Origin of the sequence: Segatella hominis, from assembly GCF_019249725.2 — a bacterium.
Lineage (GTDB): Bacteria > Bacteroidota > Bacteroidia > Bacteroidales > Bacteroidaceae > Prevotella.
Genome location: NZ_CP137559.1, coordinates 3,563,940 through 3,586,637, shown reverse-complemented (window position 1 = coordinate 3,586,637; position 22,698 = coordinate 3,563,940). Strand labels below are relative to the sequence as shown.

15 protein-coding genes are annotated in these 22,698 nt (G+C 42.6%); 9 read left to right on the top strand and 6 right to left on the bottom strand.

The genetic code is table 11. The features are described from left to right. Window positions 1–132: 132 nt before the first annotated feature. Window positions 133–1,650, top strand: coding sequence for an NAD(P)H-hydrate dehydratase (locus KUA50_RS14615; protein WP_218456447.1), 1,518 nt, complete (start codon window positions 133–135; stop codon window positions 1,648–1,650). A gap of 60 nt (window positions 1,651–1,710) precedes the next feature. On the opposite strand, the gene KUA50_RS14610 is transcribed toward KUA50_RS14615, so the two are convergent. Beyond that, window positions 1,711–2,667 (bottom strand): helix-turn-helix transcriptional regulator, encoded by a 957-nt coding sequence (locus KUA50_RS14610; RefSeq protein WP_218456448.1) that lies wholly within the window; start codon window positions 2,665–2,667, stop codon window positions 1,711–1,713. A gap of 434 nt (window positions 2,668–3,101) precedes the next feature. Here KUA50_RS14610 and KUA50_RS14605 point away from each other — a divergent pair, with 434 nt between their 5' ends. The 8 genes from KUA50_RS14605 (at window position 3,102) to KUA50_RS14570 (ending at window position 14,885) form a co-directional block, all read left to right on the top strand. After that, a complete protein-coding gene (locus KUA50_RS14605; RefSeq protein ID WP_022109766.1) occupies window positions 3,102–3,686 on the top strand; it encodes a DUF3575 domain-containing protein in 585 nt (194 codons plus the stop codon). 74 nt (window positions 3,687–3,760) lie between these two features. Then, complete coding sequence (locus tag KUA50_RS14600) at window positions 3,761–5,188, top strand: DUF3868 domain-containing protein (RefSeq protein ID WP_218456449.1); 1,428 nt, start codon at window positions 3,761–3,763, stop codon at window positions 5,186–5,188. 221 nt (window positions 5,189–5,409) lie between these two features. Beyond that, complete coding sequence (locus tag KUA50_RS14595; protein WP_218456450.1) at window positions 5,410–6,843, top strand: Mfa1 family fimbria major subunit; 1,434 nt, start codon at window positions 5,410–5,412, stop codon at window positions 6,841–6,843. 250 nt (window positions 6,844–7,093) lie between these two features. Further along, on the top strand, window positions 7,094–8,236 hold the full coding sequence (locus tag KUA50_RS14590; protein WP_218456451.1) for a FimB/Mfa2 family fimbrial subunit: 1,143 nt from the start codon (window positions 7,094–7,096) through the stop codon (window positions 8,234–8,236). A 15-nt stretch (window positions 8,237–8,251) separates the two neighbouring features. After that, window positions 8,252–9,925: a hypothetical protein gene (locus tag KUA50_RS14585; protein ID WP_218456452.1), complete on the top strand. Its 1,674-nt coding sequence runs from the start codon at window positions 8,252–8,254 to the stop codon at window positions 9,923–9,925. Between the two features lie 19 nt (window positions 9,926–9,944). Further along, complete coding sequence (locus KUA50_RS14580; protein ID WP_218456453.1) at window positions 9,945–12,062, top strand: DUF1566 domain-containing protein; 2,118 nt, start codon at window positions 9,945–9,947, stop codon at window positions 12,060–12,062. Between the two features lie 23 nt (window positions 12,063–12,085). Then, window positions 12,086–13,876, top strand: a complete 1,791-nt coding sequence (locus tag KUA50_RS14575) for a hypothetical protein (protein WP_218456454.1) — start codon at window positions 12,086–12,088, stop codon at window positions 13,874–13,876. A gap of 208 nt (window positions 13,877–14,084) precedes the next feature. Further along, entirely contained in the window at window positions 14,085–14,885 is an 801-nt protein-coding gene (locus tag KUA50_RS14570) for a DUF5106 domain-containing protein (protein WP_218456455.1), read from the top strand. A gap of 27 nt (window positions 14,886–14,912) precedes the next feature. Here the strand turns inward: KUA50_RS14570 and KUA50_RS14565 are convergent, their stop codons facing one another. The 5 genes from KUA50_RS14565 to KUA50_RS14545 form a co-directional block, all read right to left on the bottom strand. Beyond that, window positions 14,913–15,407, bottom strand: a complete 495-nt coding sequence (locus tag KUA50_RS14565) for a hypothetical protein (protein ID WP_218456456.1) — start codon at window positions 15,405–15,407, stop codon at window positions 14,913–14,915. A gap of 422 nt (window positions 15,408–15,829) precedes the next feature. Continuing rightward, window positions 15,830–16,843, bottom strand: coding sequence for a class II fructose-bisphosphate aldolase (locus tag KUA50_RS14560; RefSeq protein ID WP_118190424.1), 1,014 nt, complete (start codon window positions 16,841–16,843; stop codon window positions 15,830–15,832). A gap of 220 nt (window positions 16,844–17,063) precedes the next feature. Continuing rightward, window positions 17,064–18,275, bottom strand: coding sequence for a sugar MFS transporter (locus KUA50_RS14555; protein ID WP_022111366.1), 1,212 nt, complete (start codon window positions 18,273–18,275; stop codon window positions 17,064–17,066). A 1,226-nt stretch (window positions 18,276–19,501) separates the two neighbouring features. Continuing rightward, entirely contained in the window at window positions 19,502–21,055 is a 1,554-nt protein-coding gene (locus KUA50_RS14550; protein WP_218456457.1) for a glycoside hydrolase family 43 protein, read from the bottom strand. 295 nt (window positions 21,056–21,350) lie between these two features. Further along, window positions 21,351–22,661 carry a DUF58 domain-containing protein gene (locus KUA50_RS14545; protein WP_218456458.1) on the bottom strand — a complete coding sequence of 437 codons (1,311 nt, stop codon included), beginning with the start codon at window positions 22,659–22,661 and terminating at the stop codon, window positions 21,351–21,353. Window positions 22,662–22,698 lie beyond the last annotated feature (37 nt).

Sequence of the window (22,698 nt, the reverse complement as noted above, 5' to 3'; positions counted from 1 at the left end):
GTCTTGAAAATAATATTTTGTGCAAAATTACGAAAAAAATACGAAACTTCGTGCTTTCATCGGGCTTTTTTTAGTACTTTTGCATTTGTAGAAAAAGAACACCCCCACAATAATAGGAGAAATAGGAGAAATATGAAGATATTTACAAGTACTCAGATTCATGAATTGGACAGATATACCATCGAGCATGAACCTATCTCATCGCTCAATCTGATGGAGCGTGCGGCTAAAGCCATTACCCGAAGCATTGAGGAAGAATGGTCCAGCCGTACTCCCATTGTTGTCTTTGCCGGTCCTGGCAACAATGGCGGTGATGCGCTTGCGGTGGCCCGACTACTGGCAGAAGATGGTTATCCTGTTTCGGTATATCTGTTTAACGTACATAATAAACTCTCTGCAGACTGTGCAGCCAATAAGAAGAGGCTTACAGAATGCAAACAGATCAGACAATTTACAGAAATTACGGTCAACCTTGATCCGCCGCAGCTCACAGACAAGACCGTTGTCATCGACGGCATGTTTGGCAGCGGTCTTAACAAGCCTTTAGCCGGAGGTTTTGCTGCAATGGTGAAATACATCAACCAGAGTGCAGCCAAGGTGGTAAGTATCGACATCCCGTCCGGACTGATGTGCGAAGATAACACCTATAACATCCACGCCAACATCATCCATGCAGACCTAACCCTGACACTCCAGCAGAAAAAGCTTTCCATGATGCTTGCCGACATGCAGCAGTACATCGGGCGCCTCAAGGTACTGGATATCCGCCTTTCGCATGAGTTCATACAAAATGCCGACTGCAAATGTTCCATCCTGGAAGAAAGCGATATCCGCCACATGATGAGACCTCGCAACGACTTTGCCCACAAAGGCAGTATGGGCAATGCGCTTCTCATCGCAGGAAGCTATGGAATGACAGGAGCAGCCATATTGGCAACCAAAGCCTGTCTGAGAGCCGGTGTAGGAAAAGTTACTACCCATACGCCCAAGCGAAATTACGATATCATGCAAATCAGCGTACCGGAAGCTGTCCTCCAACTGGATCACGAAGAGACATATTTCAGTGAACCTACAGATGCAGACACCTTTGATGCCGTCGGAATCGGTCCGGGATTAGGTATCAACGAAGGAACAGCCATCGCCCTGATTGCACAAATACGACGTACCGCCTGTCCACTCGTCGTAGATGCAGATGCTATCAATATTCTGGCAAGTCATAGAGCCTGGATGCAGCAACTGCCGAAGGGAATCATCATGACTCCCCACCCTAAGGAATTAGACCGTCTGGTAGGTAACACCTGTACAAATAGTTACGAACGGCTGATGAAAGCCAGTGAACTGGCAGAGCGGCTCCAGGCGTACATCATTCTCAAAGGGCATTATTCTGCACTCTGCTCGCCAAACGGGCATATCGAATTCAATTCCACAGGCAACAGCGGAATGGCTACTGCCGGCAGCGGAGATGTCTTGACAGGCATTATCACTGCCTTATTAGCCCGAGGTTACAGACAGGCAGAGGCTTGCAGGATAGGTATGTATCTTCATGGACTCGCTGGCGATTTAGCTATAAAAGACATAGGTAAGGAGAGCCTCATCGCAGGCGATCTCATAGACTATCTGCCTAAAGCTTTCCTGAGAATGGAAGATTAAAAGACAGTTCATCAACATCAATGAACGGTTGACACAAAAATAATAGAGATAAGAGATGGCCTAAAGCGCATCTCTTATCTCTATTATTTTTAATTCCAAAGTACGCCGCAGATCATCCTTACGGCCCATTTTCAGTTTTCTGCGAATATGGCAGCGCTGGCTGGTGATATTAGACTCAGACTTGTTGAGTAAAGAACAGATTTCCTTCAGAGTCTTTCCTTCCAATATCAATTTGCAGATAACCTTTTCGCTTTTGGTCAGTTCCACACATACCAGATCCCAAGCTAAGAGTTCCCTTTCTTCCCGTTTCAACCGCTCAGTGGCTAGCCCCACTAAACGGTGACGCATTTCAGGACTAAGTCTTTCCAGCAAACTTTCTGCTTTATCGTGATCCAAATCGCGAATATTGGCAAGCATTTCCAATGCCTTCTTCTCTTCCTGATTGATTTCACGCGGTTGGCGCAATCCTTTAGTCACCTTACTCATATTATAGGTATAGACATAGCCAAACATCAATATGCCCACGAGTAAAGGCTTCAATGAAAGCCATAAGGTAACAGAAGGTTCTGCATAGATATATATAGCTAATACAGGAATCATCGCCAGAGCTACGACCAAAGCCGTTTTACGCAACATCAGACTGAGAGCGGTAATTCCGATAACCATCATGACGAAGACATTACCCAAAACCGTGATATGGTCTTCGACAACTCCAAAAAAAATACAGAATATACTGTCAATCATCAGTTTACCAGCAGCCAGCATCAGCAGGGCAGACAAACCATTATCGAAACTTAAGCGTTGCTTCCAGATGGTCCATTGGATGACAGAGAAAACTATCAGATGCGCACAGGTAAGTGCAAAGCCTATAGGCTCCCAGAACATCAGGAACAAGAAAAAATGCAGAGGAATCACAACAGCTTCTATCAGTGTAAAGAACAGATAAGCTATCACTCTTCTTCTATCAATAACACCACAATATTGTGGACAAAGATACAATTCTATAAATCGTATCATTTTCACCGTACTATTACTAAGACCTTTCATACAATAATTCTATCAAAAAGTTAATGATCATCTTTTTCGCAAAAATACGCTTTTATTTTGAGATCCGTATTCTTTTTGGGGATTTTTTTAGTTTTTAGGGGTAAATTTCAGTGTTTTTTAGTTGTAAATATAGAAAAAATCGCATTTTTCAGTATTTTTCAGTGCTAAAAAACTTGCAACCAAAGAGAATTCATCATAAATTTGCCACCAGAAAGAACAAAAAATCTACCATTTAACGATTCTAAGAACTTACAAAGTTTAGAGGAAAGATAAAAGTAATGATTTCTAAAACCAATAAAAAGTAAAAGACAAGAATCATAAAAGTAATTTTTCTAAGAACTTCAAAGTTTAAAAGAATAATAAAAATAAATATTTCTAAGAACAAAATCATAAAACATAAGATTATGAAGCAAAAGATGATTATAACAATGATTGCCTGCATAGGATTTTCCTATTCGGCAATAGCCCAAAAGGCAGCCATCAAGACCAACCTCTTGTATGATGCAACAACCACCTTCAATCTTGGAGTTGAGTTCAGCCTTGCACCAAAATGGACATTCGATCTGTCGGGAAATTATAATCCTTGGTCTTTCTCTGACAATAAGAAGTGGAAGCATTGGATCGTACAACCTGAAGCGCGATATTGGTTCTGCAACAAGATGATGGGTCACTTCCTTGGTTTCCATGCCTTGGGTGGACAGTATAATATAGGTAATATTGATGCAGACTTCATGTTACTGGGAACTGATTTCTCCAAGTTGAAAGAACATCGCTTCGAGGGATGGATGATAGGAGCCGGAATCGCATACGGCTACACCTGGACACTCTCCAAGCACTGGAACTTGGAAGCAGAGTTGGGATTAGGGTACGTTTTCTCCAAGTATGACCAATACGAATGTGAGAAATGCGGCGAGAAAGTAGAAAGTGACAAGAGCCACCACTACGTAGGCCCTACCAAGGCAGCCATCAACCTGGTGTATGTCTTCTAAACGACATCAGCAAGGTAGTATTCTTATCATTTAGGCATTACATTGTTTCTATCATTTAGTAAAAGACTTCAATTATGAGAACATTTCATATCATCAAATTAAGCCTCGCAGCAGCAGTCATTCTGCTCTGTATGCCTGCCAAAGCACAGCAATTGGTAGGTGGAAAAGTGAGCCTTCTCAACAAGGAAGTGAAAAAAACAGGCAATAACATTGCTGTCAATATGGATTTCAAGCTTGACAACCTTCAGGTGAAAAGCAATAAGGGAACCGTCATCATCCCGATGATCGTCAACCAGCAAGATACGCTCAAAATGCCTGCGGTGGAAATCATGGGACGCAAACGCTACATCTATTACCAGCGCAACAATAAGACTGCCACCCAAAATCCACTTATCGTTACCAGACGTAACAATAAGGAAACGCAGACCATACATTATGCTTATACAATTCCATATCGCGAGTGGATGAACAACTCACAACTCGTTGTCGGACAAGATGTCTGCGGATGTAACCAAGCTATTGTGGAAAACGGTTTGTTCAGCCGCATCGGTGAAGCCCTGCCAGGACCAATGAAATTGCAATATGCATACGTGAGACCTAAGGCAGAACCTATCAAGAACCGACAGGAAAAGGGTACGGCACAACTCAACTTTCATATCAACAAAGCAATTATCAATACAGAACTAGGCAACAATCAAGCAGAATTAGACAAGATGCGCAAGACTATCGACCTGGTGAAGAACGACGCAGACGTACACATCACTTCGATTACACTACATGGTTACGCCTCCCCAGACGGCAGCTATGCCAACAATGAGAAATTGGCTAAGAACCGTACTAAAGCCGTTTATGACTATCTGCGCAACCTCTATCCAGTGGAAAAGGAACTGTTCAAGTTCTCCTCTACTGCAGAAGACTGGCAGGGAGTGCGTGACTACGTAGGCAAGAACAACATCCCTCAGAAGGCAACCGTGCAGAACATCCTCAACAGCAACATGGGACCAGACGAAACGGAAAGAGCTATTGCAGCCAAGGCAGGAGATGCACACAGATATCTTATCAATCAAGTATATCCATCTTTGCGCCGCACCGAATATGAAATCAATTACGACGTAAGACATTTCAATCTCGAAGAAGCTCGCAAGATTATCAAGACCCGTCCACAAAAGCTATCCCTCGAAGAGATGTATGCCGTAGCCAACAGTTACGAAAAGGGAAGCAAGGAATACAATGAGGTATTTGATATCGCCGTAAAGATGTTCCCAGAGGAAGAACTTGCTAATCTCAACGCAGCCTATACTGCCATCGACAGAGGCGATAAGGTAAGCGCAGAGAATTACTTGAAGAAGGCTGGAAATGGTCCGGAAGTGGACAACGCTAAAGGCGCACTTGCTGTTCTGAAGAATGATTATCAGACTGCCAAGACCTACTTCGAAAAAGCTGATAAGGCTGGATTGAAGGAAGCCAAGATCAATCTTCAGGAACTTCTCAGAAGGATGTAATCAAAGGATGAATATCTATATATATAATGTATAGTAAAAGATGATTATTCAACAAAAGAGGATTTCATAAGTAAAAGATGACTCATAAATTGTAAAGAGGTTTAAGTTTAAGAAGGTTTATACAAAAAGCAAATAACTTTTGCTACAAAATATGCGAAACTTCCTTTTTAGAATTAATGTATAAGTAAAATAATTGTTTAACGTTTTAAGAACTTAAGATTATGAAGAAATTTAATCTATTCGCAATGAGTATGTTAGCGATAGCAGCATTCACATTCAACAGTTGCAGCACTGACGATACAATGTCTCCTACCACTGGTCAGGAAACAGTAGATGGTTTCTATAACATGACTATCCAAGTAAAAGGTTCTGCTGGTGATGCTACCAGAACTATCCAATCTAACCCTGAAAACGGAACTGTAGAGGAAAGTGCCATCACATCTGGTACCATCTATATCTATCAAGGTTCAGAAAGAATCTTCAAGAAGAACGTAACGGCAAGCGACTGGAAGACAGCTCCTACCCAGACAACAGTTGGTGAGACCAAGCCTATCAAAGTGAGTGTAACCAAAGTGAAAGAGAACACACCATACACCGTTTACTTCTTGGCAAACGCAGAATTGGACAATCCTCTCGCAGCCAATGCAGCATTTGCAGGATCAACAGTCGGAGGTGCAAACTATGCAGGCAACAACCATTTCGTGATGTTCAACCAGAACGACAAGAACAAGCAGGCAGCTCATAGTACTGTTACCTTTACAGCAGACAATAAGAACGAGGCTACCCCTGCCATTGCTACCCAGATCTCTCTCGACCGAGTTGTAGCAAGAGTAGATGCTCCTACCGTAGAGGTAAACAAGATTGAAAGAAAGCCAGAAACTACCACCAAGAACTTTGAGGATTATCTGGAAGGTGTAGTTTATGACACATACGCACTGTCAAACTTGAACAACAACTCTTACGTAGTGCAGAATTGGAACACAACAGGTAAGTGGACACTCAATGCGCTGATTGCAGAAACTACTCCTTACTACAAGCCAACAACAGAGTACGGTAACAAGTATCAGGCTGCAGGTCTTGAGAATTTCACCACCAACGCCCGTACTCCTAAGAACTATATGTTTGAAAATACGACAAATGAAAAGGATGATGCAACATCAATCTACTTCTGCATCAAGGCCACATTGACAGAAAGTGCTAAGGCAAATGCAGACTTCGCAGATGGCACATTCTATCGCTATGACGGCAAGCTTTACACCCGTATCGCAGATTTGATGGCAGACGATGAAGTAAGTAACCCATTCGGAGAGCTCACAGCAGCAGAAGTGGTAAATAATATTAAGGATGCAAACGGCAAATTGATTGAGGAAGGCGAAAAGTTAGCAAACTTCCGCAAGGCCAACAACATCGAAGTTTACCGTGCAGGTAAGATGTACTACTGCTACACCATTGAGGACAACTACTACGTACGTGAAGGTTATTACTCAATTCTCCGCAACAGCATCTATCGCATGAATGTGAATGGTATCTACGACTTAGGTAAGGATGTTCCTAACGGACCAACTCCAGACGATATCCAGCCTAACTACTACATGAATGTAACAGTAGCTATCAACCCTTGGGTACTTAACTCTACTAATATTCAGTTGAAGTAACAATCATCAATCTTTCGGGGGCATTGCCTCCGAAAGATTTCCTCCAAAGAATCAAGAACGAAGCCTTCATAAGACAGTGATATAAAACTCACCCCCTACTACTTCCTCCATCCGAAAGATGGGATTACCCAGTGCTTCCAGTAAAGCACCCCAAAGACGAAATCAACGATGCCCTACCCTAAAAGCAGGGCACTCCAGATAACTCAAGAGAACTTTTCTAAGAATATTAACAATATAAAGATTTAACGATATGGCAAAATTCATCAACAACAACTGGTTTAAATTGGTATGTTTCTCAGCCATAGCACTAACCACAATGTCTTCTTGCATCAAGGAAGACATGGACGACTGCCCGCCTGCAATAAGTAAAGTGGCTCTCCAGTTCGACTATACATATAACGTGAAACAAGCTGACGCTTTCGCCGCTGAAGTTAAGAATATCAACGTTTATGCCTTTGATGAAAACGGCAAATTCTTTGACTCTTATATCGAAAGCCGAGAAAAGTTTGAAACTGGACACACGATGGAAATTACGGGTCTGAAGGATGGGAAATATACCTTCGTATGTCTGGCTCGCGACCGTCAGGTGATGTCAAGAGCAGAAGATGACGAGATGGAGTTCAGCTTTGCTTCTCTTACACCGGGCGTTTCTACCATTGACGACCTGACCGTAAGGATGGGTAAGGACAATAGCGAAGAAATCAAGAACGACAAGGAGTTTGCTGCCTTATACACAGCAAAGACTCAGGTGGACTTCCAGCGGCTGAACCAAAATGGAAACGAAGGTACAGTAGTGACTTCTACACTCAGTTTAATGAAGTGTACCAAGACTTACCGCATCGTATTGCTCCCTTACGAGAACGACCAGGCGGATTTCAAACCTGAGAATTTCGACGTTCGCATCGAAGGTTCTGCTGCATGGCTCGATCACAATGGAGAGAAAGTGAAGAACGAAGGAATCACCTACTTGCCATACAACATGGAGCGCAGAGCAAACTATGACGGTGCACATACCGAGGTGAATGAAGAACCTGTAGATCAGGCCTTGATTTACGATCTCTCATCTTCTCGTATGTTTGAAAGACAGAGTGACAGACGTGCCGTAAGGGATGGTGACAAAAGCAAATATGATGACAAGCGCATCATTATCACCGACCTGCGCGATAAGGATAATCCTATAGAATTATTCAATCATTCTCTCCCTTGGTTCCTTGCTCTTTGCGGAGAAAAGGTAAACCAGAATTGGGATGATCAGGAATATCTGGACCGTGAAGACCATTACGTTCTGATGTTCTACGTATCGGACAAGAGAGATTACAACATGATCACCAAGGTGAATGTCAATGGTTGGAATGTCAACCTCAAAGATACAGAATTAGGCAATAATCAATAAAGAAAGGAGGACGCTATGAATGACTTCATTAAATTATACAAAAGAAGGAATCGAATCAAGACCTTCTTGATGGCACTCACGGCATTGCTACTCTCGCTTTTAGCCATCAGCGTCTTCACATCATGCGTCTATGACGATTATGGTCCAGGCACTGCCAATGACGACAGCGAGACCTATTTGAATCTCAGTTTTCTGACTTCCTCTCCTACCGAGTCAAGGGCAGCGATGAGTAGAGCAGATGACTTCGACAGCAACCCAGCCAATCCTGCTACGGAAAGCAGCATCCACAGCATCAGAGTTTGGGCTTTCAATTCCAACTCTACAGGTGATGATGCCATCGCAGTAAGCTATAGAGAAGAAATTCTCACCACTCCTGTCAACGGCGAAACAGCCGTAAAGACAGTAAGCATGAAAATTCCTCGCAAATCGGGAGGAAACGAACTTGAGAATCTCGACCTTTTCATTCTGGCAAATGCGGAAAGCATCGAGGGTATTTTCCCAGAAAATACTGCCAACAAGATGTTGCCCCGCAAGCAATTGAAGGAAATGGTCATCAAGAATCAGTTCGGCATCAACGGTGAAGGTAAAGCTCAGGCAACAGAAGTTCCTGCTACAGGACTGCCACTGTCAAGAGTCATCACCCATATCTCTGTAGCAGATCATGTGGCAGATACAGAAACTGCTGCTGCAGCCAAGAGCGTGATCATCCCGTTGGTAAGAGCCGTTTCTAAATTGCACTTCTTCTTCGCAAGAAAGACTGATGGAGGAACAGAAGAGGCATTGATCACCAAGATAGAATTGAATGAGGACATCATACCACAAGCCAGTTATGTCTTCCCTGATGCAACCACCTATGCATACCGCGAGACTGCCGGACTCATCTCCACCCAGTATAATAGAACTACCACCTACGTACAGTCAAAGGTGACGCTCGGAGGAGTTTCCAACAGATACATTACCAGTGTTGCAGACCCAACAACTTTCCACAGAGGAAGCAGTGAAAAAGCAGCTGAATACATGACGCGTCTGGATGGAGCCAACTTCGTATCCCAGCACCGTACTTATCTCAGAGAGAGCAACCGACCTATCACAGGTAGAATTTATTTCAAACTGAGTGAGGACTCTCCAGAGCAAAGTACCACCTTCACGATACCTTCCAACATGAAGCCTGCAGCACGCAACCACGAGTTGGTAGTCTATGCATACTTTCTCGAAGGCGGCAAGTTGCAAATCAACCCTACCGTACTCGACTGGGAAGATGGCGGAAAGTACAACTATGTAGATAAGGTAGAAATCCATACCGTCGTAGAAGGCGATTATCAAACCCATGACGGAGGCATACAAGTAGCTTTCAATGAGCCTACCTGGGGACCGAAGATTACCTTCGAAAATATCTATACAGGTGGCAGGAAATGGATTCTCCAGAGCAACAATCCAGTCTTCGGATTTGTGATAGCGGGAGACGAAAGTGGAGAAATCAAGAATACCCTGGAAGGCAACGGCAACAAGGAAACCATCAGCTTCTATGTAGTGCCTAAGAAGATTCTTGATATGGCAAATCCACACAACTATCATGCAAATATCTTCTTGACGATCGTTCCAAGCAACAAAGCACTCATCAACGTGGGTGAAGGCGAAGAAAAATTGCCAGGAACCTCTACGGAAATCAGTTTTGTTCAAGTGAAGTAACATTTAAAATGACACCATCATGAAGATCAATTATCAATATAACAGAACCTGGAAAGCAATGCTGACCTTCATCATGGGCGTACTCTTATCCGGGTGCGCTGGGGAAGATGCCTTCAACGATACGATCGGAATGGAAGAGAGCCTCAGCATTTATCCACAGGTGACTGATGCCAAGACAAGAGTTGCATCCGACATGAGCCTCAACGAGGCTAAGTTGGATAAGCTCGATGTGAAAATCTTTGGTAAAGCCGATGCAACGCTCAAGTTGAGCAAGACATTGCCAAGCATGACTCAAGGTACTACTGCTACTTTGGACCAGGGCAACTGGAAAGACAAGAACCAGCTGGTAGAAAATGAAACTTACCAGGTTGTTACCATTGCCAATGCCAAGGAATCACTGCAAGGCATCAATGTTCTGAGCGAATTAGCAGGAAAGACCCAGACGGATGCAGACATCTGGAAACCATACCAGACGAATACCAATCCTGGCAAGAACTTCCTGATGAGCAGCACGACCGATTATCTCGTAACAACAGCTGCCCGCCAGACCATTCAAACCAGTCTCTGCCGTGCAGCAGCTAAAATCCTGGTAAAGCTCAACATCAATGTGCCTGGATACACTGTTGGCAATCCAAGTTGGAATTTCCAGAACTACAATACTGCTACCACATTCTTCGGCGAGAACTCTGCCAAGACTTTGGGCAATATGAGTGGAGCTTACGAAAGTGCTATGGGGGAAAACGGAAACTTTACCATTACCACCTACAGCTATGCTACCCAATGGGACAATACGGAGCAGATGCCTAAGTTGATTGTGAAAGTACCGCTGACCAAGATTTCAGAAGATGCTGAAGGAGAAGGAACCGTTGGCGAAACCACAGACAACTTCTATAGCATACCTGTACGTGACATCAACGAAACAGAGTTGAAACGCAACCATATCTATACCGTCAATGCCAACATTACCAATCGTGGCAGCAGTACTGAAATCGTCTATGGAACCCAGGCGGATATCCAATACGACGTGATGAAATGGACAGAAGGCGAAGAAACCGTTATCAATGCCGATAAGCATAGTTATCTCCTGGTTACCCCTACCTTCCATATCATGAGAAATGAGAAAGTGGATAACAAGACGATCCAATTCTATGCTTCCGATGCTTGTACTGTCCAAATAGACGAAGTTTATTATTACGACAAGAACGGCACGAAGAAGACGATTAAGTCAGGAAGTACTTATCCACAAATCAGTCTGAATTTCGCCAATGGTCATACAGAGAAGAAAGACCAGGGTATCGTCAATATCCAAGCTAAAGAATTTGTTCCGTTGACCGTAAAATACATCAAGTTTACCATATCCTGCGGTGAAGGAGAAAACAAGAAGACAGAACAGGTAACCATCAAGCAATATCCATTGGAGTACATACAGGCCATTGCAGGATGGTACTCTACCAAGAGTCTGGACGGATGGATTGATTGGCAAGAACATCAAAAAGCCCACAAAACCAGCAAGATATCATCTGATAATAACTTCAAGGCAAAGGTTTATACCTATGGTAAGATACAAGAAGGATGGGGTTGGTGGTCAGATATCATAGAAGGCACATATATTTGGGAATACCAAGATGAATATAAAGAAAATGCATACCAAGCCACTCTGAATAAAGCAAGAAAAGACCAATCCAACAACAACATGTATGTGGTTCAAATCACGCACACCAACGGAAACTATACGATTGGGCATGTAAACAACATCAATCCGACCACAAAGTTGTCTTCAGAAGACGTAGTATCACCTGCTTTTGCTCTGGCATCTCAGCTCGGTACCGTAACCGTTTTCAGCAAAGGAGTCAACGCATCCAAGCACTGTGATGACTATGTAGAAGTAGGAACAGACGGAACCCGTTATGACAATTGGCGACTTCCTACGGAATCGGAAATCAAAGTGATTGTAAACTACCAATACAAATCTGGTCAGGATGTCGTAACAGAGGTCCTTAGAGGCTATTCATATTGGTCTTTGAGTGGAAAGCTGGTAACAGCAAATTCGAAAGGTTCTGATGAAGAAGGATTCGTACGCTGCGTCCGCGACCTTACACCTGAAGAAGTAACTGCATTAGAAAACAAGAAAGAATAAACCATCACAAAGGAGGCACTATTATGAAACATTTAAAATATTATATGAGTATGATTGCAGGACTGTTGGCTATGCTGACAGCCTGCACAAACGACATGGTTGAGAATGGTCCTTCTGAGCTTTGGGAAAAACAAGGAAACGAATATACCATTACCACTTATGTTGGTATTCCGAGCTATGAGGAGAACCAGACCATAACCAGAAGTCAGACATACGGTAATGAAGGTATTGACCGGGCAGAAGACATCCAGCTTTTCTGCTTCGACAAGGACGGTTTCTTCTTAGGACTTGCAAAAGATCTTACGCTTGAAACAACGCCTAAAGGAGATATCCTGGAAAACGGCAGCAGCAATCCGAAAGGCATCAAGGCTACAATACCAAATTCTACCGCAAGAATCCACTTTGTTGCCAATGCTACGTTGGACATCACCCAATCTCCTAAATGGATCGGAATGCATGAGAATATGCTCATGACTTCATTCGAATCAAGCGCTGGAGAAGATCAGTCTCAAAAAATCGTCTATTGGGGATATGTCAAGAAAAATACGCCGGAGGAGATGAAAGCTTTCCTCAATGGTGGAGCCGACAAGCCTGTGATACATCTCATCAGAGACAGAGCCAAGGTGAAGGTTGAACTGGAAGACGAGGTGGCTAACGAAATTGAAAAGGTGATAGTATCTATCTACGACGGTCAGGAACACGGTACGATTGCTCCATTCAAGACAGACCTCACCTTCCCTGACACCCATGAGATGGCAGTATGGAACCCTGATTATATCACTCCTACCAAAGACCAGAAGACATACCAGGGTTCTGAGGGACAGATGGAGAATATCGCCTATACCTTTGAGAATCGCAATGATGCCAGCAAACCGCTGAAGGTTATTCTCTGGGCAACTTACAAGAACGGTACCCACAAACGTTTCCTCGTGCTTTTGCAGGACAAGGACAACCAGCTCTACCGCATCAAGCGAAACCATATCTATAAGATTAAGGTGAAGAAACTGGATGCTTCATTGGGCTATGACAGCTTTGATGCAGCCGTAAATGGAACACCAGCCAACAACCCTTGGATTGTAGTAGAAGACATTGTACCAGAAGTTTCAGACGGAAAATATACCCTCAGTATCACAAATGGCACCTATATTCTCTTGAACGAGGGAGCTACTGCAGCACAAAGTATTTCCTTCAAGTATGCTGGCGATACCGACATTACCGCAAATGACTTTGAAGCAATTTGGATGAAGAATACCAATTGTGCTATCAATGAGACTCCTGTCATTACATTCAATAATGGCGAAGGAAGCATTCATTATACATTGAGCACCATTGATAATTCCATGAAGGAAGGAATCATCCGACTGTTGGACAAGAAGCATGGTCTGAGCAGGAATATCCACATCTATACCATCAAGAATATGGAATATGAGTTTGAGTTCCCTGCTACGATGGGTAAGGGTATCAGCGCCACAGCACAACTGAAATTCAAGATTCCGGCTAACTATCCGAAGGAATTGCTTCCAATAGAAATCAAAATCGCTTCTAATGATATCAATCCGCAGAATTGCGGTATAGAAGTAGGTTCTACTGCGGAAGTAGATGGAGGAAAAGGATGGAACAACTGGTTTGTTGTGAAATATGAATCTGCCAGCGTAGTGGGTACGACACAGACCATTACCATCAAGAACATGAGAGTCAACACATCCGGTACTCGGGGTAAGTTCTATGTGAAAGCCAGCTACTACAACGGAGGCTATATAAACGCAGCAAACGTGAAGACAAAGGCTAAAGAAATTACTTTTACATATAGATAAAAACAACGGATTTTACAGAATCATTAAATATCATTTACTTTTACTAAGAACACCAAATAGCGAAAACTATTTAAACTGGTCGTCGGAGATATAGTTGCCGAGTTGAACTCACCTTCTATAGCTCCACGACATTCATTTTTTGAAAAACTGCACATTATTGTTGCCTTTTTCAGATTTATTATTTAACTTTGCAAAAAAGAATTGGCTTATGAGATATCGAATTATTATTATCACCGCATTGGTGTTCTCATTGAACATTCTGCAAGCTATCGGACAAAACCGCTCGTTTGTCTATCCTGTGATGCCCGACTCTCTCAAATCCGTAGAACAACGGCTCAATTATCTGGGTCTCCATTATTGGGACAATTTTGACTTCAAGGATACCTTGCAACTTAGCAATGCCAATATCTCAGAACAAGGATTTGTCAATTTCATCGATCTCATTCCTCATTTTACCCCAACTACCGCAGAGCAGAGTGTGCATATCTTTGCTTCAAAAGCTTTTGGGAGCCCGAAGAGTAAAGACAAATTCGAGAGCCTCATCGAACACTATCTGGGTAATCCGAAGTCGCCTATGAGGAACGACCACACATACCTCCTTTTCATAAAAGATATAATAGCCTCACCATGCATAGATGATGTGGAAAAAGAAAGATGGACTTTTAAATACAAGCAGACCAATAAAAACCTGCCCGGCAATACGGCTATTGACTTCAAATGGAAGGATGAAAAAGGAATGAGACATCAGTTGAACGAATATAAGAATCAGAAAGTAATTCTCTATTTCTATGATCCTGACTGCGAGAATTGTCATAAGATTACTGCATGGCTTAACAAACAGACCATACCGGAGGATATCCAACTCCTAAGAATTCATGCAGATGATAAAATCAGTGATTTATATAGCTTACGCGCTATGCCAACCATTTATCTGTTGGACAAGAATAATAAGGTTATACTAAAGGACTGTTCACCTGAGCTATTAATCAGTGAAATTAACAAAAAATAAAATTTAAACTGGTCGTCGGAAATACAATTATTGGTTCTTAGCCTTAGATGAATCGTAAGACATCTGGAACTCTGCTCTCACATTCTGGTTGCGCATGACAACAATCGTATAGTTACCATCTTTCAGCGTACCTACTGTAGTATTCAGAGTATAGTAGCCATAGTTGCCAGACACTCCATAGTCAGCATTCTCTGTGATAATCAACTTGTTGCCCACCAAAGTTGTTTCCATCTTAATGCTTACAGCATCATCAAAAACAACATTCTTGTGAGTCAGCATCAACTTTCCACCTGGCAGAATCTTGCAGACAAGCTTCTCTTCCATTTCAGCGTTGTTGCTACCATCCTGTAGGATAGGTGTACTTGCAGACTGTGTGTAACTCAACATTGAGAACGAAGGCATGAATGTAGTGGTCTGTTGACCAAGCATTCCATCGTTTACTCCATCATCACTTGCACTGCAGCTTACAAAGCCCAATGCCATTGCCAATACCAAAATCGGCATCATTGAAAATTTTCTCATAATCTAATATCATTTACTTGTATTCTATTTATTGCTTGTTTATTTTTGTTTAATCATTCTATATTGTCTTTAGTTACTTTACACTTATGTTTTTAGTTAAATTGCGTTACTCCAAACGCTGTCGTCATCTTCTACCAGTACAATGATATTATATAAGAATAAAAGCATACTTGCCCAAGCAAAGTATTTCTTTCGGTTGCAAAAATATGAAATCTTTCTTGAAGAATAAGAGCGAATACCGTCAAACTATGCTAACGGATATTAATATGGTTTATAGCAAACTGATTTAAAACAAAAAGTACACCTTTTCAAAACAAAAGACCACCATCAATCTGCCTATCAAGAGTCAGCCTATAAAAAGCAAAAAAAGAGTGGAAGCCTTTCGGATTCCACTCTCATATCTTAGATTGAAAAAACTCGAATTAGTCGAGGTTAGCCAACTTGTTGTCAGAATGAAGAACATCCTTGATCTTGTGGCTATAGAGATCAACCATGTACTCACGAGCCTTACCGCAGTACTGACGTGGGTCGAAGTACTCTGGGTGAAGAGCCAATGTCTCACGAACACCTGCTGTGAAAGCAAGACGAGAGTCAGAGTCGATATTGATCTTGCAAACAGCGCTCTCAGAAGCCTTAGTCAACTGCTCCTCTGGGATACCAACTGCATCTGGCAACTTACCACCGAACTTGTTGATGATATCAACATACTCCTGAGGAACTGAAGAAGAACCGTGGAGAACGATAGGGAAACCAGGAAGCTGCTCCTCAACTGCTGCCAATACGTCGAATGCCAATGGAGGAGGAACGAGGTGACCAGTCTTAGGGTCACGTGTACACTGCTCTGGCTTGAACTTGTAAGCACCGTGAGATGTACCGATAGAGATAGCCAATGAATCAACACCTGTACGTGTAGCGAAATCAACAACCTCCTCAGGCTTTGTATAGTGAGACTCCTCAGCAACTACGTCATCCTCAACACCAGCGAGGACACCGAGCTCACCCTCTACAGTTACACCGAACTGATGAGCGTAGTCAACAACCTTCTTTGTCAATGCAATGTTCTCCTCGTATGGAAGTGCAGAACCGTCGATCATTACAGAAGAGAAGCCGAAATCTACACAGCTCTTACATGTCTCGAAGCTATCACCGTGATCGAGGTGGAGAACGATCTCAGGATGGTTGCAACCCAACTCCTTTGCATACTCTACAGCACCCTCTGCCAAGTAACGGAGCAAAGTAGGGTTAGCATACTTACGAGCACCCTTAGATACCTGGAGGATAACTGGTGACTTCAAGTTAGAAGAAGCCTGGATGATAGCCTGCAACTGCTCCAAGTTGTTGAAGTTGAAAGCAGGAACGGCCCAACCGCCCTTGATAGCTCTTGCAAACATTTCCTTAGTGTTCACAAGACCGATTTTCTTGTAATCTACTGCCATAATATTTAATTTATTATTTTAATGAAACATTCTTCTATACTATATTAATAAGGTAAAGCACTCTTACCAAACACTTCCCTAAAACGAGTGCAAATTTACTTTTTTCTTTTGACACGGCAAAATGTTAACTTGCTTTTTCGTATTTCAAACGAGTTAAAAAAGTTAATTCTTACTTTTTGATGCGATTTTTCTAATGTTTTGCTAAATACAGATAGCAATTTTAGCTCTTTTGAGCAATTTTGTATTCACGAACTGCAAAAGCTAATACTATTACAAAACTGATAAATGGTACGATAAATGGCAAAGTAACATGAGTAGTGTCGGCTATCAGACCCATCAGCAGGAAGCCACAGCCACCTATCGGGGTCATCATCAGCAAGGAAGATGCTGATTTGGTAAGATTGCCCAAACCTGTCAAAGCAATGGCAAATATCGTAGGAAACATAATCGCTTCAAAAAGATAGTTGCCTACCAATGCGACTAAGGAAACAACCCCTAAATCACAAAGCACCAAGCCGATACAGACAACACTACCAGCTGCACAGATGAGCAACATCGTAGTGGCTGCCACCCGGCGCATAATCCAACTGCCTAAGAAACGTCCCACCATAAAGAATCCCAAAGCTACAGTCAGCACCAGGGATGCCGTACGGTCATCCATCCAGCGCATTCCTGTTACGAAATTGATGAAATAGGAATTGATGGAAATTTCTGCAATCTCATAGCATAAAAGTGCCAACAGACCGAAGACAAACATACCATGATGCGCAAAGAGTTTGCCGATATTACTACCCTTAGCCTCATCCTCGGCAGTTACTTCATGCTTTATTTCTGGCAAATGAACACGCGAAAAGACGAGCGCTATCAATAGCACGAGAATACCCAATATGGTATAAGGCACCACTACATTACCGCCTTCTTCTGTATTATTGAACAGAAACTGACCGACGCAAAAGGTAGCGAAAAGACTTCCTAAACCATTAAATGACTGCGAGAGATTCAGACGACTCGTTGCCGTCTCCTTGGCACCCAATTCTGTAACATACGGATTGGCAGCCGTCTCAAGAAAGACAAGACCACAACCGATGATAAACAAACATAGCAGAAAAGCAGAAAAACTGCCCATCGCTGCGCCAGGAATGAACAGCAAGGAACCTGCTCCGAAAAGAATCAATCCGAATACGACACCACGGCGATACCCATACCTATTAATAAAGATACCTGCTGGAATCGCCATCAGGAAATAACCCAAATAAGTGGTTACCTGAATCAGCGAAGAATGCGTAATACTAATATGCAAAGCATTCTGGAAATGCTTGTTGAGTACATCCAGAATGGCACGAGCGAAGCCCCACAAGAAGAAGAGCGACGTGATTAATACAAAAGGTACGAAATACTTTCTGTCTGTAATTTTCTTTTGTTCTGTTGACATTATTTTAAATTTTAATCTTTTTCATCATATTACCTATCTGCTGCCAATGCACGAGATCCTTGCTTTGGAAGATAGATTTTGTCTATTCATAAGTCATTCATTTTAATTGTGAGTTAAAATCGGGAACAAAGGTAAGGTCTTTTGGTGAGAATTCCAAACTTTCTCACCACTTTTTGTTGCTTATACTAAATAGAAATGTTTTTGAGCCTAACAGAAATCTCCGTTCAAAGACGCTGAACGGCGGTTCAAAGACGTTGAACGAAGAATTTGTATAGGAGCAAGAACATTTATCTGCCTCAATTTATCTGATAATTCAGTAATGAGAGGACGTGTACACGCAAGAAGGACGTTGAAGGGCTTAGTTGCGGATTTGAGGGTGATAGAGAGTAATGTTGGTTTTTAGTTATTTTCAGGTATAAAATAGTATGTTATTGTAAAAGTTTTTATACTTTTGCAATAGCATAGTTTAATGATACAAAATAATGATGAAACAAACTTTTATACTTCTGTTCTCCTGTTGGTGGCAAGAGTTCGCAGTCTTGAGATAAAGTGTAATTTGCTGATTTTCAGTAATATAGATGATAGAAAATCTGCATAACCTAACGAAGCGCTTCATTAAGGTCTAATGATGCGCTTCATTAACACTTAACGATGCGCTTCATTAAGGTCTAACGATGCGCATCATTAACACCTAACGATGCGCATCGTTAAAGTTCGTACTTGCACTTCTTTAGAGGAAATGGAACTTAAATATATATTTGTTAATAAAAATATCAAATTTTGTTTTGTACTCTGATGGACATTTTCAAAAACGTGTTCTCAAAAATCATTCACTTTCCTTATTCTTGTTTTGGACTGAAACAATGGGGCACTTTTAGGGTTAATCGAAACTTGTATTTGGCTTTACATGTCTCAATCAAACTCATTATTAGCTAGCAAACTTAAACTTTGCCCATTTACTTGTTCCAAACAGCCACCAAGGAGAATACTAATGAATAAAAATATCCATTTGCAAGAAATCGGTTTATATAAGTTTAGTTTCATATGCCCACAACATGGTTAGTTCGTGGGGCAAATTTAATTATTTAAAATGAAAGTTCCAAACTTTTATTGATTTTTTCAAGAAAAACAAAAAGATAATCAGAAAACACTACACTTTTCTTTGAATCATTGCCCACTTAGCTATAACAAACAAAGTGACTCCATTTTAGATGGAGCCATTTTGCTTATTTTTCCTCATAATGGAAGTAAGAAAAGTCGGCAGAGCCACTATTTTCCTTTCCATCCACATACATACCCAAGGTTACGCCAGTAAATCCGCCAGCCACCTCGGTACTCATCAGACTGCAATTCATGGAAGCAAGCTCCTTGAAGGTCTTGCCGTCTGTGGAATAATCGAAATAATACATGATGCCCTCACTGCGCACACGAAGCTTAACAGCTTTCTTTCTGACATTCGGTACACTCTTCACGATATAATCAATGCTCTTCAACTTACAGCGCAAAGCTATCTGCTTATCCGTAACAAAGAAATCCAAGTGACCATCATTGATTTGATAAACCGTCAATCCCGCCTCTACATTTCCTTTAGGAAACACTTCTGACTGCAATTCAAAGTTGGCACTCTCTTGACGGCGACCAAAGGACGTAGGCTGATTATTCGCCGTCAACGTACCATGAGGATAAAGACGAAGACTAAATCCTTCCTCGGTTGCTAGTGAATCATAATTGGCTATGATAGGATTTTGAATACGAATCCATTCTGCGTCACCCGTATTAGGATTTACAATTTCATCAGCCCCCAAATGCTTCTCCAACAAAACAGAAGGCAAGGTGTTCGCCTTCACCAAGGTATCTATAGGCAAGCCACCGTTGACCACAGGCCATTCACCCGCCTTCCACTCCACAGGGGCGAGGTAGGTCTCACGACCGAGATGATGATAAGAACCTCCATAGTTGCGATAAGCCAAGAATACCATCCACCAAGAGCCATTCTCTGCTTGCACAAAGTCACCATGGCCTGTGCCTTGTATCTGCAAGGATTGCCCGAGGCGGCTGCAGTTGGTCAAGATAGGGTTGTTCGGATTGCTCTCGTATGGACCTTCGATGTTCTTGCTTCGAGCAATAGTAAGATGATGCGCCAACTCCGTTCCTCCCTCTGAAATCAAAAGATAGTAATAGCCATCTTTCTTATAGATGTGTGGTCCCTCAGGATAACGACCGCCATCCCCCTGCCAGAGTTTCTTACTCTCGGTAAGTTGCTCACCTGTCTCGGGATTGATTTCGCAAAGCCAGATGGCATCGTCAGGATTGCTCACCATGTAGCACTTTCCGTTTTCGAAATAAAGAGAAGGGTCGATGCCTTGCTGCTTCAACCAAATAGGTTCACTCCAAGGTCCACGAGGGTCTTTGGCTGTGACCATGAAGTTGCCGCCATTTCCCACATTGGTCGTTATCATATAATAGATGCCTTCGTGATAGCGGATGGTTGGCGCATAGATGCCGAGCCATGAGCTGGCTCCCTTCAAAGGCAACTGGCTTTCACGGTCGAGTACATTACCTATCTGCTGCCAATGCACGAGATCCTTGCTTTGGAAGAGCGGAACTCCTGGGAAATACTGGAAGGAGGAATTGACGAGATAGAACGTATCTCCCACTCTGCAAACAGAAGGATCCGGATGATAACCTGGGATAACAGGATTACGATACTCCTGTGCAGAAACTGGCAAACATACCAGCATCAGCATCCATAAAAATCCAAATAGGTTTTGTCTATTCATAAGGCATTCATTTTAATTGGGAGTTAAAATCGGGAACAAAGGTAAGGTCTTTTGATGAGAATTCCAAACTTTCTCATCACTTTTTTGTTGCTTATACTAAATAGAAATGTTTTTGAGCCTAACAGAAATCTCAGTTCAAAGACGTTGAATGTCAGTTCAAAGACGCTGAACGGCGGTTCGAAGACGTTGAATGGCGGTTCGAAGACGTCGAACGAAGAATCCTTATAGGAGCAAGAACTTTTTTGTCTAAGATAGAGAACTATTCGTCTAAGATAAGAAAATATCATACAAAAGATCACAACAGTTCACGAGTCTTGATTTCGAGATATTTATTAAGTACATCAACCGAAAGAGCCTCGGGCGTGGTAAGCAAAGCCAAGATGCCACGCTGCTTGAGCGAAGAAACGATGAGACGCTGCTCGTAAGCAAACTGCTCGGCAACAACATGACGATAATATTCCTCATCACTATCGGGACGAGTGGCAAGATAGTCTTTCACTTCATGATCCTCAAAGAACACCACCAAAAGACGATGACGGCGGTTGAGCTGAAGGAGATAAGGCAACTGCCTCTCCATGCTGATGCGATTGGCAAAGTTCGTATAAAGTATCAGGAGTGAGCGCTTGGTGATGTGCTGGTTGACCTCTGCCACCAAAGCTGAATAATCGGATTCGGCAAAGCGAGTCTGCTGGCGATAAAGCATTTCAAGAATATTCTGCATGTGCCCTGTACGACGGGAGGCTGGAACAAAATCCTCAAAATGGTCGCTGAACGTTACAACACCTGCCTTGTCTTCCTTTCTCATCGCAATATACGAAAGCACCAGCGAGGCATTGATGGCATAATCAAGGTAGGTCATACCCCGGAAAGCCTGTTGCATCACCCTACCTTTATCAATGATATTGAAAACCTGCTGAGAACGCTCGTCCTGATATACATTCACCATCAATCTGGAAGTGCGGGCTGTGGCTCGCCAGTTGATCAACCGGAAATCATCGCCCGAAACGTAATCCTTGATTTGTTCGAATTCCGTATGATTGCCCACCTTCCGTATTTTCTTGATACCCATTTCCGCAAGATTGTTGCTCATAGCCAACAATTCATAACGGGTAAGCATCAGATAGGAAGGATACACCTTGACATCACAAGGCTGGCACAGAGTAAACCGACGCTGCACCAAACCTATCGGTGTGGAAGCGAAAACACGGACATGCCCAAAGGAATAAACTCCACGCTCCGTAGGACGTAGCTTATACCTGATATTCTTTCCCTCTCCCATCGCCAACTTCAAACGAAAGAGAACATCTCGGCGCTGGAAAACTGGCGGAATCTCATCTATGACTTCCAACCGAACAGGAAAGGAATAGATACTCTCCACCCGGATGTTCACTTCATTATCGTCGCCATTGGAAAATCGCTCCGATAAAGTGCGACTGGCCATCATTCCCCGCTCATGATACAACAGGAATAATTCAACAAAAACCAGAATGACAAGGGCAAGGAACATCCATCTCCCTACATCAAACAGCAGGGGGAAAACATACCCAGCCCCCGTCATCAAGACCAAGAAGGCAAGTACTATATAAAATCTCTTCGTTAAATACACCTTAAATCAATTGAATTCTTCACTCTTCGTTCTTCAC

What these genes read in the sequence shown, in the direction of transcription:
- KUA50_RS14610 (WP_218456448.1), bottom strand. Translation starts at nt 2,667, where the DNA reads ATGATACGATTTATAGAATTGTATCTTTGTCCACAATATTGTGGTGTT.
- KUA50_RS14595 (WP_218456450.1), top strand. Translation starts at nt 5,410, where the DNA reads ATGAAGAAATTTAATCTATTCGCAATGAGTATGTTAGCGATAGCAGCA.
- KUA50_RS14565 (WP_218456456.1), bottom strand. Translation starts at nt 15,407, where the DNA reads ATGAGAAAATTTTCAATGATGCCGATTTTGGTATTGGCAATGGCATTG.
- KUA50_RS14615 (WP_218456447.1), top strand. Translation starts at nt 133, where the DNA reads ATGAAGATATTTACAAGTACTCAGATTCATGAATTGGACAGATATACC.
- KUA50_RS14560 (WP_118190424.1), bottom strand. Translation starts at nt 16,843, where the DNA reads ATGGCAGTAGATTACAAGAAAATCGGTCTTGTGAACACTAAGGAAATG.
- KUA50_RS14605 (WP_022109766.1), top strand. Translation starts at nt 3,102, where the DNA reads ATGAAGCAAAAGATGATTATAACAATGATTGCCTGCATAGGATTTTCC.
- KUA50_RS14570 (WP_218456455.1), top strand. Translation starts at nt 14,085, where the DNA reads ATGAGATATCGAATTATTATTATCACCGCATTGGTGTTCTCATTGAAC.
- KUA50_RS14555 (WP_022111366.1), bottom strand. Translation starts at nt 18,275, where the DNA reads ATGTCAACAGAACAAAAGAAAATTACAGACAGAAAGTATTTCGTACCT.
- KUA50_RS14575 (WP_218456454.1), top strand. Translation starts at nt 12,086, where the DNA reads ATGAAACATTTAAAATATTATATGAGTATGATTGCAGGACTGTTGGCT.
- KUA50_RS14550 (WP_218456457.1), bottom strand. Translation starts at nt 21,055, where the DNA reads ATGAATAGACAAAACCTATTTGGATTTTTATGGATGCTGATGCTGGTA.
- KUA50_RS14585 (WP_218456452.1), top strand. Translation starts at nt 8,252, where the DNA reads ATGAATGACTTCATTAAATTATACAAAAGAAGGAATCGAATCAAGACC.
- KUA50_RS14600 (WP_218456449.1), top strand. Translation starts at nt 3,761, where the DNA reads ATGAGAACATTTCATATCATCAAATTAAGCCTCGCAGCAGCAGTCATT.
- KUA50_RS14590 (WP_218456451.1), top strand. Translation starts at nt 7,094, where the DNA reads ATGGCAAAATTCATCAACAACAACTGGTTTAAATTGGTATGTTTCTCA.
- KUA50_RS14580 (WP_218456453.1), top strand. Translation starts at nt 9,945, where the DNA reads ATGAAGATCAATTATCAATATAACAGAACCTGGAAAGCAATGCTGACC.